The organism is Nitrospirillum guaranorum (assembly GCF_034653275.1).
Lineage (GTDB): Bacteria > Pseudomonadota > Alphaproteobacteria > Azospirillales > Azospirillaceae > Nitrospirillum.
Window position 1 is genome coordinate 355,917 of sequence record NZ_JAYEES010000004.1, and the last position, 12,643, is coordinate 368,559.

A 12,643-nucleotide genomic window follows, 5' to 3' on the forward strand; every position below is an offset into this window, starting at 1 on the left:
AAAGAGAAAGACTTTGAAGCCGCATATCTCTTTAATTGAAGGGGTGAAGCGGGGAGGGGCGGGCCATGACGGATGGGACGAACGTGGACGAGAGCGCCGCGGCACCGGCCGCAGTGGGCGACACGCGCGACCACCAGCGGTGGGACGAATGGCAGGATGACGTGCGCATCATGCTGGGCTACGCCGCCGGCCGGGGCCTGGCGCTGGAGCGGGCGGTGATCGACGCGGCGGTGCGCGTCACCGCCACCCCGCCCGACCGGCTGAGCCTGGAGGACAAGCAGGCGTTGTGGGGGACCTACCAGGCGTTGTCGGTGGTGATCGCCCCGGCCACCAGCGCCAGCCTGCGCCATATCCGCGAATTCCGCCGCGAATTGGGCCTGCTGGGATGGTGGCGGTCGCTGACCCGCGCCGGCCTGGTGCAACGGACCATCCGCAGTGGTGTCGTCTGGCTGGTGGGGGTGGCGCTGGTGACGGCCATCATCCAGATCCATGCCGCCAACGGCACCAACCTGCTGGCCCAGACCGGGGTGCGCAAGCTGCTGTTCATCGAGGGGGTGGCGGCGGAGCGGCCCTTGGCCGGCGGCCCGGCCGCCGCCCAATCCGCATCCGGCCCGTCCTCCCCCGGCGGCGCGGCCACGGCCGTGGACCAGACGGCGGAGGAACCGCTGGTGCAACTGCGCCAGCAGGCGGCGGCCAAGCTGCTGCGACCCTGGATTTGCAGCCTGTTGTCCCGCGCCGTGACGCTCAGCTTCGACGCCCACGGATACTGCCGCGCGCGCGAGCCCCATACGGACACGGACCCCCCGCAGGAGGAGCCGAACATCATCCTGATGCATACGGTGGAGCTGGCGTGGAACGCCTGCACGGCCCTGACGCTGTACGTGCTTCCGGCCCTGTTCGGCCTGCTGGGGGCCTGCGCCTACATCGCGCGGGTGTTGACGGAGGCAGTGGTCAACGCCTCCTTCATGCCGCAGTTGGGCTTCCGCATGGTGCTGCGGCGGGCCCTGGGCCTGACCCTGGGGCTCGCCACCGGCCTGTTCTACAAAAGCGTCATGGCGACGATAGAACCCACGGCCACCGCCCAGATCTCCCTGTTGGGCGCCGCCTTCCTGGCCGGCTACAGCGTGGAGGCGGTGTTCACCATGTTCGATTCCGCCGTGGACAAACTGCGCGAGGTGTTCAAGCCGCGCGACACCGTCCCCCATCCTGCCGCCGCCCATCCCGCCGCCGCCCCGCAGGTCGCGCCCAAGGGAGCGGAGGGCTGAGGGGGGCTCAGGTGGACGGGGCCGCCACGGCGGACAGCGGCAGGTGGATGCCGCATTCGGTCTTGCCCATGCCGGCCCAGCGGCCGGACCGCCCATCCTCGCCCGGGGCGACGCGGTCGGTGCAGGGCATGCAGCCGATGGAGAGGTAGCCGTCGGCCTCCAGCGGATGGCGCGGCAGGTCGTGGTGGTCCAGATAGGCCACCAGGTCGTCGCGGTCCCAGTCGGCCAGCGGGTTGATCTTCAACCGGCCCTCGGCCGCCTCGATGGTCACCAGGTCGGCGCGGGTGGCCGCCTGGAAGCGCTTGCGGCCGGTGATCCAGCCGTTGAAGCCCTCCAACGCGCGGTTCAGCGGTTCCACCTTGCGGAAGCGGCAGCAGGCGTCGGGGTTGGTGCGCCACAGCAGGCCGTCGGCGTCGCGGGTGGCCACATCCTCGGGCAGCGGCTTGATCTCGCGGGCGTCGGTCAGGCCCAGGCGCGCCACCAACTCGCGGCGATAGCGCAGGGTCTCGCCGAACAGCTTGCCGGTGTTCAGGAATAGGACCGGCGTCGCCGGATCGATCTCCGCCACCATGTGCAGCAGCACGGCGGATTCCGCCCCGAAGGAGGAGACCAGCGCGATCTCGCCCTTCAGGTCCCGGGTCAACAGGGGTTCCAGCAGCGCCGGGCCCGTCAGGCCGGCGTAGGTCCGGGCCAGGTCGGCCGCCCGGTCGCCCACCCCGGTCACGCCGCGTGCTCCGTCGTCTTGTGGCGCGACAGGCGCGCCATGGACAGGGGGCCCGCCACCGAGACCTGGTAGGCGGTGCTGATCTCGGTCAGGGCGTGGGCCCACAGGGCCGGGTCGCGGCCCTCGGGGATTTCCACCTGGGTCACGCCGCAGCGGACCAGGGCCAGGTACTGGTCAGGCAGGGTGTGGCCCACGGCGCGGATGACCCCGCGATAGCCCAGGTGCTCGCGCAACTCGCGGGCGATGGTGAAGCCGCGGCCGTCGCGGAACTTGGGGAAGTCCAGCGCCACCAGGGCGAAGTCCGCCAGGTGGTCGGCGATGTCCTTGGGGTGCTGGCTGCTGGCCAGGAAAATGCCCAGGCCACCATTGCGGCCCACCAGGCTGGCGCGGTCCTTGAGGAATCGGGCCAGGCTGACGATGACCGGCACGTCCGCCGCCGGCAGGGCGTCGTCATCACCCAGGCGCACCCAGGCGTCGTCGACCAGCATTCCGGAGTCAATGAGCGGCATAGACCTTGTCCTTGAACGGGGTATGACCGATGCGGGCCAGGGTGTCGAGGAAGCGTTCCCCGTCCTGACGCCGGTCCAGATAGACGCCGACCACGGCGTCGATGGCGTCAAGCGTCTCATCCGCCGACAGGGCCGGGCCCATGATGTCGCCGATGGCGCCCACCTCGGCGGCTGAGCCGCCCAGCGTCAGCTGGTAGGCCTCGACCCCCTTCTTGTCGACGCCCAGGATGCCGATGTGGCCGACGTGGTGATGGCCGCAGGCGTTGATGCAGCCGCTGATCTTGATCTTCAACTCACCGATGTCGTGCTGCCGGTCCAGATCCGCGAAGCGCTCGGAAATGCGCTGGGCCAGCGGGATGGAGCGGGCGTTGGCCAGGGCGCAATAGTCCAGGCCGGGGCAGGCGATGATGTCGGTGATCAGGCCGGAATTGGCCTCGCCGAAACCGATGTCGGCCAGCGCCTTCCACAGGGCCGGCAGGTCGTCCTGGCGGACATGGGCCAGCACCAGGTTCTGCTCGTGCGTCACCCGGATTTCGCCGAAGCTGTAGCGGTCGGCCAGGTCGGCGATGACGTCCATCTGGTCCGCCGAGACGTCGCCCGGGATGCCGCCCGCGGGCTTCAGGGTGATGGTGGCGATGGCGTAGCCGGGCTGGCGATGGACGGCGACGTTGGTGCGGACCCAGCGGTTGAAGGCCTGGTCCTCCAGCCGCGCCCGGGCCAGGATGCCGGAGATGGGCTCCAGCGCCTCATAGGGCTGGCTGGCGAAACGGGCGCGGATGCCGTCCAGGATGGCCGGCTCCAGCCGGTACTGGGCCACCGGCATGCGGGCGAACTCGGCCTCCACCTCGTCGCGGAAGGCGTCGATGCCCAGCTCGTGCACCAGGATCTTGATGCGCGCCTTGTAGATGTTGTCGCGCCGGCCATAGGCGTTGTAGACGCGCAGGACCGCCTCCAGATAGGCGATCAGCTCATCCTCGGGCAGGAAGTCGCGCAGCTTCTTGGCGATGAAGGGGGTGCGGCCCAGGCCGCCGCCGACATAGACCTCGAAGCCGACGGTACCATCGGCGTCGCGCTTGGCGATCAGGCCCACGTCGTGGATGCAGATGGCGGCGCGGTCGGCGCTGCTGCCGGTGATGGCGATCTTGAACTTGCGCGGCAGGAACGAGAATTCCGGGTGCAGCGTCGACCACTGGCGCAGCACCTCGGCATAGTGGCGGGGGTCCACCACCTCATCGCTGGCGACACCGGCGAACTGGTCCGAGGTCACGTTGCGGATGCAGTTGCCGCTGGTCTGGATGGCGTGCATGTCCACCTCGGCCAACAGGTCCAGGATGGCCGGCACGTCCACCAGCTTGATCCAGTTGAACTGCAGGTTCTGGCGGGTGGTGAAGTGGCCGAAGCCCTTGTCGTACTGCCGGGCGATGCGGCCGAACTGGCGCACCTGGCGGCTGGTCAGGATGCCGTAGGGCACGGCGATGCGCAGCATGTATGCGTGCAACTGCAGGTACAGGCCGTTCATCAGGCGCAGCGGCTTGAACTCGTCCTCCGTCAGCTCACCGGCCAGGCGGCGGGCCACCTGGCGGCGGAACTGCTCCACCCGCTCCTTCAGGAAATCGCGGTCCACCTGGTCGTAGTGGTAGATGCCGGCATGGCTGGGCAGGCCGTTGGCGGGCGGGTCGATCTGGCGGGCGGCGGCGGAGGGGCTCATGACGGCAAGCTCGATATGGTCTTCATTCATGCGGGAACGGGCGCGCGGGACTGTTCAGGCGGCGGCGGGCACGGCGTCGATGCTGGGGCCGGCGGCGCGGATCCATTCCCGCGTCTTCAGGGGGCGGGGGCCGGCGGCTTCCACCGCCACGTCCACGGCGTAGGGTTCCACCACCTCCTGACGGGCGGCGGACGCGCGGGCGATGCCCAGGGCCGCCTCCACCGACGACGCGTCGGCCTGCACCTGGGCGTCGGCCACGCCGGTCGACCAGTCGCCGGCGGCGGTCAGCCAGACGACGGCGCCGTCCTGCAGGCGGTTGGCGGTGACGACCTTGGGGGCGTCGGTAACGCGGGCCATGGTGCGGTTCCTCTCAGACGGCGGCTTTGAAACCCGTGCCCGGGGTCGTGTCCGCATCGCGGCCCGGAACGGGAAGGGTGGTCAGGATGTCGGTCGCGACCTTGGCCGGATCGGCCAGTGTCACGACCTCCCCCACCAGGATCAGGGCGGGGCCGGTCAGGCCGGCGGCCAGGGCCCCCAGCCGGGCCAGCGTCCCGACGATCAGGGTCTGGTCCGGCCGGGTGCCATTTTCGACCAACGCGACCGGGGTGCCTGGCGCCTTGCCGGCGGCGATCAGGCGATCGGCCACCAGGCCGGCCTTGCTCAGGCCCATGTAGATGGCCAGGGTGTGGTCCAGGCGCGCCAGCGCTGTCCAGTCGATGGCGGGTTCCGACGGCGTTCCATCGCCCCGCCCGCCGTGCGCGGCGCCATGCGCGGTCACCAGCGTGATGCCCTGGGCCAGGCCGCGATGGGTCAGGGGAATGCCGGTCGCGGCGGCGCAGCCCACGGCGGCGGTGATGCCGGGCACCAGCTCCACCGCCACGCCGGCGGCGCGCAGCACGGCCATCTCCTCACCACCCCGGCCGAAGATGAAGGGGTCGCCGCCCTTCAGCCGCACGACGCGGTGGCCGGCCTGGGCCTCGCGCACCAGGATGGCGTTGATCTCATCCTGGCTGACGGTGTGGCAGGACTTGGACTTGCCGACATAGACGCGGCGGGCGTCGCGGCGGACGTAGTCCAGGATGCGGTCGTCCACCAGCTTGTCATGCACCACCACGTCGGCGTTCTGCAGCACGCGCAGGGCGCGCAGGGTCAGCAAATCCGGGTCGCCCGGGCCGGCGCCCACCAGGGCGACGGAGCCGCCCTCGATGGCGGCGGCCGCGGCGTCGCTGTTCAGGGTCTTCACCAGCTGCTCGTGCGCCCCGGCCTCGTCCCCGGCCAGGAACCGCTGGGCGATGGGGCCGTCGATTACCCGTTCCCAAAACCGGCGGCGCGCGGTCTCGTCGGATTTCACGGAGCGGACGGCGGTACGGAAGCCATCGAGGAAGGTGGCCAGCCGGCCCAGGCCCGGCTCCAGCGCCGCCTCGATGCGGGCGCGCAGGCGGCGCGCCAGGACGGGGGAGGTGCCGCCGGTGGAAATGGCGACCGTGATGGGGCTCCGGTCCACGATGGCCGGCATGATGAAGGTGGACAGGGCCGGGCGATCCGGCACGTTCACCAGCAAGCCTCTGGCCCGCGCCAGCTCCGCCACCGCCGCCGCCTCGTTCTCATTCTCGCCGGCGGCGAACACCAGGGTGACGCCATCCAGGTCATGGGCGGCGAAGGGGCGGCGGCGCACCTCGGCGGCCAGCGCGCCCAAGTCGGGGTGGACCTCGGGCGCCACCACCACCAGGCGGGCGCCCCGGCCATCCGCGCCGGACCCCGCCACCAGGCGCGCCTTGCGCAGGGCCAATTCCCCCCACCGACGATCAGCACCGTCTGGCCGGACAGCGTCAGGAACAGGGGGAAGGCGGCGGGCATTGTACGAAATATTCCTGTGAAAGCGTCAATGTTCCCTCATAATGTGTTCGTAAACGGCATGTTTGTCGAGGTTCAAGCATCCTGGCATCGGGATAGCCCTAGGCCGCGCTCCACCGTGGTGCTCTCAGCCTCGGGTTATGGAAAACCATTTCCCTTCAAGCGTCTGTGACAAAATTGCGGGGAAGGGCGACGGAGACGGCGCGCGGGCAGGACGGGTCCCGCAACACTGCCATGCGCTGGCATGGTGTAATCCGCCTCCGATTCCACATGGGCAATTTGGTTAATTGGCGGCGATCCAGGCAAAGCCTTGGCTTGGCGGGACATTCGGGCGCCAAGGAACCAGCGCGCCTCATAATAACATCAATTAAATGTTATTAATGTTTCGGTTGACACAGATTGCGGTGTCGTTTGTCATGGGCGTCAACAGCGCGGATGGGGGTGCGGTGTCCTGTCACAGGGAATGCATCCTCCTCCGCCGGATCGGCCGCCGGGCCGGGGCTAGAACTACTAGGGGGAATCCGAATGCATCGCAGAACACTGTTGACCGCTATGGCGGGTGCCGCCGGCGTGGCCATGCTGGGATCGGTGCGCGCGCGCTCCGCCTCGCAGCTGCTGAACGTTTCCTATGACCCGACGCGCGAATTCTACAAGGAATACGCCGACCTGTTCGCCAAGGAATGGGCCAAGGCCTCGGGCGGCGACCAGGTGAGCGTCAACACCTCGCACGGCGGGTCGGGCAAGCAGGCCCGTGCCGTCATCGACGGGCTGGAGGCCGACGTGGTCACCCTGGCGCTGGCCTACGACATCGACGCCATCGTCGAGAATGGCGGCCTGATCGACAAGGACTGGCAGAAGCGCCTGCCTTTCAACTCCACGCCCTACACCAGCACCATCGTGTTCCTGGTGCGCAAGGGCAACCCCAAGGGCATCAAGGACTGGCCGGACCTGCTGAAGCCGGGGGTGGAGGTCATCACCCCCAATCCCAAGACGTCCGGCGGCGCCCGCTGGAACTACCTGGCGGCCTGGGGCTACGCCCGCGCCAAGGGCGGTGACGCCGCGGCCCGCGACTTCATCAAGGCGCTGTTCAAGAAGGTCCCGGTGCTGGACACCGGGGCGCGCGGCGCCACCACCACCTTCGTGCAGCGCGGCCTGGGCGACGTGCTGCTCGCCTGGGAGAATGAGGCCTATCTGGCCATCCAGGAACTGGGCCCGGGCGAGTTCGAGCTGGTGACCCCGTCCGTTTCCGTCCTGGCGGAGCCGCCGGTGGCCGTGGTGGACAAGGTGGTGGACCGCCATGGCACCCGCCGGGTGGCGGAGGCCTACCTGCAGACGCTGTACACCCAGCCGGCGCAGATCCTGGCCACCAAGCACTTCTACCGCCCGCGCGACCCGGTGGTCCTGCAGGAGGTGGTGAACAAGTTCGCCAAGGTGGAGCTGTTCGATATTTCGACCTTCGGCGGCTGGCACGACGCGCACAAGGCCCACTTCGCCGACGGCGGCACCTTCGACCAGCTGTACCAGCCGGGCTGAGGCGCCGCGCCATCGCGGCACTGATCAGCGACGCCGCCGTCCGGGATGCCGGGCGGCGGCGCTTGGCATTTAGGCGTAGAGGGCCGCCCCCGTCTTCCGGACCCACCACCCTGGCGCTAAGGTCACCGGACATAAGGCCCCCGGGGCCGTGAAGGGGAGGGACGGGAATGCGCAAGGGAGTCTTCGCCGGCGGGGCCGGACTGTGGCTGGCGATCATGATGGCGGCGGCGCCCGCCGTGGCCCAAGTGGCGGCCCAGACAGCGGCGACCCAGATGGCGGCGACCCAGACGGCGCCCACGCCCAAGGCCTTGGAACTGGCCGGCGCACTGGCGGACAGGGTCAACGCCGACGACCTGATGCAGCAGGTCCTGGGCGCCACGGTGCAGCCGTTGACCTTCAACCTGAAGGCCGCCAACCCGGGACGCGAGGCCGATGTCGACGCGCTGTTCGAGCACACGCTGCTGCCGGAGTTCCGCAAGGCCATGGCGCCGGTCATCGACGGCTACGCCCAGGCCTACGCCGCGCGCTTCACCGAGGCGGAGCTGGCGGCCATCCTGGCCTTCTACGACTTGCCGGTGGGAGCCAAGATGCTGAAGGAGATGCCCGGCGTGCAGCAGCGGGGCCGGGCCCGGGCGCAGGCCGTGCTGCCCCAGGCATTGGGTCCCGTCCTGGGCGACTTCATCACCGCCTGCAAGGGCAAGGGCCTGACCATCCCCCAGGGGTGAGGTGGCTGCCCCTCGCGGGGTCACGCAAGAGTTTTTTTCCAGGCCGTCTTGGCGGTGGCGCTACACCGCCGCTGCTTTTAAGATGGAACCCGGCCAGCCCGCGCCGGTTGGTCCGGGTTCCGGCCTCGCGCCCCTTTGAGCCGGACTCCGGTGGCCCCGCCCGCCGCCCCTGCCAAGAGGGTGGGCCCCGTCGCCCATCGCGACGCTGGCATGCTGCGACTGCAAACGGCTCTCAATTTTTATAATTGGAATTATTCTAAGATGCCGGTATGGTCCTGTTCGTCGGTAGGGCGAACGCCGCAGGGCTCCGGACGGAGCCCCGGCCCGGGCGCCCCGCCGAACGCGATTGCCAATCCGTAACTGACTGATTTCAACCAGCCAAGGAATTAACGATGTCCCTCATCAATACCGAAGTGAAGCCCTTCAAGGCGACCGCTTACCACAACGGCAAGTTCGTGCCCGTGACCGAAGCCGACCTGAAGGGCAAGTGGTCCGTGGTGGTGTTCTACCCGGCCGACTTCACCTTCGTGTGCCCGACCGAGCTGGGCGACCTGGCTGACAACTACGCCGAGTTCCAGAAGCTGGGTGTGGAGATCTACGGCGTGTCGACCGACACCCACTTCACCCACAAGGCCTGGCACGACACCTCCGACACCATCGCCAAGGTGCAGTACCCGCTGGTCGGCGACCCGACCGCCACCCTGGCCCGCAACTTCGACGTCCTGATCGAGGAAGAGGGCCTGGCCCTGCGCGGCACCTTCGTGATCAACCCCGAAGGCCAGATCAAGCTGTGCGAGATCCACGACAACGGCATCGGCCGTGACGCGTCGGAACTGCTGCGCAAGGTGAAGGCCGCCCAGTACGTGGCCAGCCACCCCGGCGAAGTGTGCCCGGCCAAGTGGACCGAGGGTGCCGAGACCCTGAAGCCGTCCCTGGACCTGGTCGGCAAGATCTGATCCCCCGGGATTTGATCTGCCCAGATTCTGGTTTGCATCCGTTGATGCCGGGACCGGGACGGTGACGTCCCGGCCCTGTCCGGGGGCCTCATCCGCCCCCGGACGCCCCGGGCCTGTTGCCTGGGGCCTTAACGCCGGGGCCCGCGACTCCGCGAGAGGCGCGCCCGCTTGAACAGCCCGCCTGTGACATTACGTTTCAAATCGCACCTGGCCGCCGCATCCCGGCGCCGGTGACCGCCCCCTCTTTGCCCGCCCTTTCCCCCAATCGCCCTTTCCCCCAATCTCCGCCAGAAAGCCCGCCCCGATGTTGGACGCCAATCTCAAGACCCAATTGAAGGCCTATCTGGAACGGGTGAAGCAGCCGATCGAGATTGTTGCTTACCCGGACGATAGCGCCACCTCCCGCCAGATGATGGAGCTGCTGGCCGATATCGCCGAAGCCTCCCCCCTGGTGAACATCAACGAGAACGTGGACGGCGCCGGCCGCCGCCCGTCCTTCACCGTCAACCGCCCGGCCGGCGACATTGGCATCCGCTTCAGCGGCCTGCCCATGGGCCACGAGTTCACCTCGCTGGTGCTGGCGCTGCTGCAGGCCGGCGGCTATCCGCCCAAGGTCAGCGACGAGGTCATCGCGCAGATCAAGGCCATCGAGGGCGACTACCACTTCGAAACCTTCATCTCGCTGACCTGCCACAACTGCCCGGACGTGGTGCAGGCGCTGAACCTGATGGCGGTGCTGAACCCCCGCATCCGTCATGAGATGATCGACGGCGGCGTCTTCCAGGATGAGGTGACCAAGCGCCAGATCATGGGCGTGCCGGCCATCTTCCTGAACGGCGAACCCTTCGGCCAGGGCCGCATGGACCTGGAGGAAATCCTGGCGAAGCTGGATACCAGCTCCGTCGCCCGCGAGGCCGCCAAGATCGACGCCAAGGATCCGTTCGACGTGCTGGTGGTGGGCGGTGGCCCCGCCGGCGCCGCGGCCGCCATCTACGCCGCCCGCAAGGGCATCCGCACCGGCATCGTGGCGGAGCGCTTCGGCGGCCAGGTCATGGACACGCTGGGCATCGAGAACTTCATCTCCGTCACCGCGACGGAGGGGCCCAAGCTGGTCCGCAGCCTGGAAGAGCATGTCCGCACCTATGAGGTGGACATCATGAACCAACAGCGCGCCAAGGCCCTGGCCACGGTCGGCGGGCTGCACGAGGTGACGCTGGAAAGCGGCGCCAAGCTGAAGGCCAAGGCCCTGATCCTGGCCACCGGCGCCCGCTGGCGCGAAATGAAGGTGCCGGGCGAGGAACAGTACAAGACCAAGGGCGTGGCCTTCTGCCCGCACTGCGACGGCCCCCTGTTCAAGGGCAAGCGCGTGGCGGTGATCGGCGGCGGCAACTCCGGCGTCGAGGCGGCCATCGACCTGGCCGGCATCGTCGCCCACGTCACCCTGCTGGAGTTCGACAGCCAGCTGCGCGCCGACGCCGTGCTGGTGACCAAGCTGAAGAGCCTGGCCAACGTCACCATCCTGACCCAGGCCCAGACCACCGAGGTCACGGGCGACGGCAACAAGGTGAACGGCCTGGTCTACAAGGATCGCGCCTCGGGCGAGACGCATCGCCTGGCGTTGGAGGGCATCTTCGTGCAGATCGGCCTGCTGCCCAACACCGACTGGCTGCGCGGCAGTGTCGAGCTGACCCAGCGGGGCGAGGTGATCGTGGGCCACCATGGTGAGACGTCCGTTCCCGGCATCTTCGCCGCCGGCGACGTCACCACCGTGCCCTACAAGCAGATCATCATCGCCATGGGCGAAGGGGCCAAGGCGTCGCTGGGCGCCTTCGACCACCTGATCCGCAGTTCCGTCCAGGCCGCCTGAGTCGCGACAGTATAAAGTACAGCGCCCACCTGTGGTGGCGTCGGCCGACGCCGGCACCCCCTCCCAGGTGGGCGTTTTCATTGGGGTCAGTTGTCTGATAGGGCGGCTTTCAGGTCTGGCATCACGCGCCGCATGTAGTCATCGAACAACGGGACGGTGAAGGCGGTATCCCCATGGGATGGGGAATAGATCATGCCTTTGCGGATTAACGCGCTGCGCGTCGGCGCTACGGAGGTGACCTTGACACCCAGCTTTTCCGCTATGTCGCCTGACCGATGTTTACCATGCCCGAAATCGGCCAGCGCCCGCATGTAGCGCCGCTCAGCTGGCGTGCAACGATCAAAACGAACTTTGAAGAAGCTTTGATCCAGTTCAGCAATGGCCAGGTCCTTAGCCTTGCGCGCATCAGACTCGGTGATCGTATCGCCGTGGGCGACGTTCCAGGCTTCATAGGCCCATTGCTGCAGAAAGTACGGATACCGTTCGGTATCTTTTAGGATGATCTCTATTGCCGCAGAAGTGAAGACTGCCCCCTCATCATGAGCTGGTTTTTGGATAGCCAGGGCGGCTTCATCCGCAGCCAGCGCCCCTATTTCTGGAAAGCGGAACAGACGCTCCGCATAGGACTTGGAGTTTCCAGCCAGCGCGACGATTTGGGGCAAGCCGGCACCCACCAGCAAGATTGGCAATTGCCGTTGAGTGGTGCGGTGCATGGACATGATCAAGGCGCTGAATTCACGCGGATCCAGGTACTGCATCTCATCCATGAAAAGGACTACAGGACAATTCGCAGCCTTGGCCGCTTCACCAATCGCGGCGATAAGGTCAGGAAGATCGGCTTCGATATTTCCACTATCGGCAAGCCCGGGCTCGGGGCCAATCGTTAGGCCGAAATCGATGTCGCTTATGCTAACTTTAAGACCGTTCAGGAAACCTTTCAGTCCATGCAGACCCCGCCTCGCTTTCTCAATGGCGCCCTCAACCAGGCTCAGAGAATAAAGGATGGAGCGTAAACTGGGGGCCAATAATTCAGGTAATGACTTTCCCTCATGAGCTTCAATGAAGGCTGTCTTGAATTTGAGGTTTTCAGCTTCTTCGTTGAGCTTGTTGAGGAGTACCGTTTTGCCGACGCCCCGTAGTCCAACCAGAATCACGCTCTGAGCAGGCCGACCGGAAGCCGTGCGCTGTAAGGCGACCAAGCCGCTTGAAATGACATCCGCACGACCGGCGAGTTCCGGCGGCGGCGTGCCAGCGCCTGGGGCATAGGGATTCCGCACGAGGTCCATTCTGAGCGACCTTAGCCATTTATAGCGAGATTCCACTATAACTCCCTAAGGGCGCATTTCAAGGGAGTTTAGGTATTTATAGTGAGATTCTTCTATAAAGGCCTAAACTCCCTATGGTTCGGTTCAAGGACCGCGTCGGGGCATCAGAATAGATGACTCGCCCTTTGCCTCCTTCGTAAACTGGCGCCCTGACCCCTGTCCCGGACCTTTCGCCCC

At 67.3% G+C, this 12,643-nt stretch carries 11 protein-coding genes; 5 read left to right on the top strand and 6 right to left on the bottom strand.

The features are described 5' to 3' along the window. Positions 1–65: 65 nt before the first annotated feature. Positions 66–1,265 carry a hypothetical protein gene (locus UAJ10_RS23430; RefSeq protein ID WP_322917665.1) on the top strand — a complete coding sequence of 400 codons (1,200 nt, stop codon included), beginning with the start codon at positions 66–68 and terminating at the stop codon, positions 1,263–1,265. 7 nt (positions 1,266–1,272) lie between these two features. Here the strand turns inward: UAJ10_RS23430 and UAJ10_RS23435 are convergent, their stop codons facing one another. Genes UAJ10_RS23435 through cysG form a run of 5 tightly spaced genes read right to left on the bottom strand, consistent with a single transcriptional unit; the run spans position 1,273 to position 5,995 of the window. Continuing rightward, on the bottom strand, positions 1,273–1,989 hold the full coding sequence (locus tag UAJ10_RS23435; RefSeq protein WP_322917666.1) for a phosphoadenylyl-sulfate reductase: 717 nt from the start codon (positions 1,987–1,989) through the stop codon (positions 1,273–1,275). After that, positions 1,986–2,498, bottom strand: coding sequence for a DUF934 domain-containing protein (locus tag UAJ10_RS23440; protein ID WP_322917667.1), 513 nt, complete (start codon positions 2,496–2,498; stop codon positions 1,986–1,988). The genes UAJ10_RS23435 and UAJ10_RS23440 overlap by 4 nt, the downstream gene beginning before the upstream one ends. Further along, positions 2,485–4,206: a nitrite/sulfite reductase gene (locus tag UAJ10_RS23445; protein ID WP_322917668.1), complete on the bottom strand. Its 1,722-nt coding sequence runs from the start codon at positions 4,204–4,206 to the stop codon at positions 2,485–2,487. Before UAJ10_RS23445 ends, UAJ10_RS23440 begins: the two co-directional genes overlap by 14 nt. A gap of 54 nt (positions 4,207–4,260) precedes the next feature. After that, positions 4,261–4,563, bottom strand: a complete 303-nt coding sequence (locus tag UAJ10_RS23450; protein ID WP_322917669.1) for a DUF2849 domain-containing protein — start codon at positions 4,561–4,563, stop codon at positions 4,261–4,263. 13 nt (positions 4,564–4,576) lie between these two features. After that, the gene (gene cysG, locus UAJ10_RS23455) at positions 4,577–5,995 is read right to left on the bottom strand and encodes a siroheme synthase CysG (protein WP_322917670.1); all 1,419 of its coding nucleotides are present in this window, start codon (positions 5,993–5,995) and stop codon (positions 4,577–4,579) included. Positions 5,996–6,585: 590 nt separating this feature from the next. Here cysG and UAJ10_RS23460 point away from each other — a divergent pair. From UAJ10_RS23460 to ahpF, 4 genes are all read left to right on the top strand, one after another. After that, positions 6,586–7,593, top strand: a complete 1,008-nt coding sequence (locus tag UAJ10_RS23460) for a sulfate ABC transporter substrate-binding protein (RefSeq protein WP_322917671.1) — start codon at positions 6,586–6,588, stop codon at positions 7,591–7,593. A 167-nt stretch (positions 7,594–7,760) separates the two neighbouring features. Next, complete coding sequence (locus UAJ10_RS23465) at positions 7,761–8,318, top strand: DUF2059 domain-containing protein (RefSeq protein ID WP_322917672.1); 558 nt, start codon at positions 7,761–7,763, stop codon at positions 8,316–8,318. 392 nt (positions 8,319–8,710) lie between these two features. After that, positions 8,711–9,274, top strand: a complete 564-nt coding sequence (ahpC, locus tag UAJ10_RS23470; RefSeq protein ID WP_145608432.1) for an alkyl hydroperoxide reductase subunit C — start codon at positions 8,711–8,713, stop codon at positions 9,272–9,274. A gap of 304 nt (positions 9,275–9,578) precedes the next feature. After that, positions 9,579–11,141, top strand: coding sequence for an alkyl hydroperoxide reductase subunit F (gene ahpF / locus UAJ10_RS23475; protein WP_322917673.1), 1,563 nt, complete (start codon positions 9,579–9,581; stop codon positions 11,139–11,141). An 86-nt stretch (positions 11,142–11,227) separates the two neighbouring features. On the opposite strand, the gene UAJ10_RS23480 is transcribed toward ahpF, so the two are convergent. After that, positions 11,228–12,427: an AAA family ATPase gene (locus UAJ10_RS23480; RefSeq protein WP_322917674.1), complete on the bottom strand. Its 1,200-nt coding sequence runs from the start codon at positions 12,425–12,427 to the stop codon at positions 11,228–11,230. Positions 12,428–12,643 lie beyond the last annotated feature (216 nt).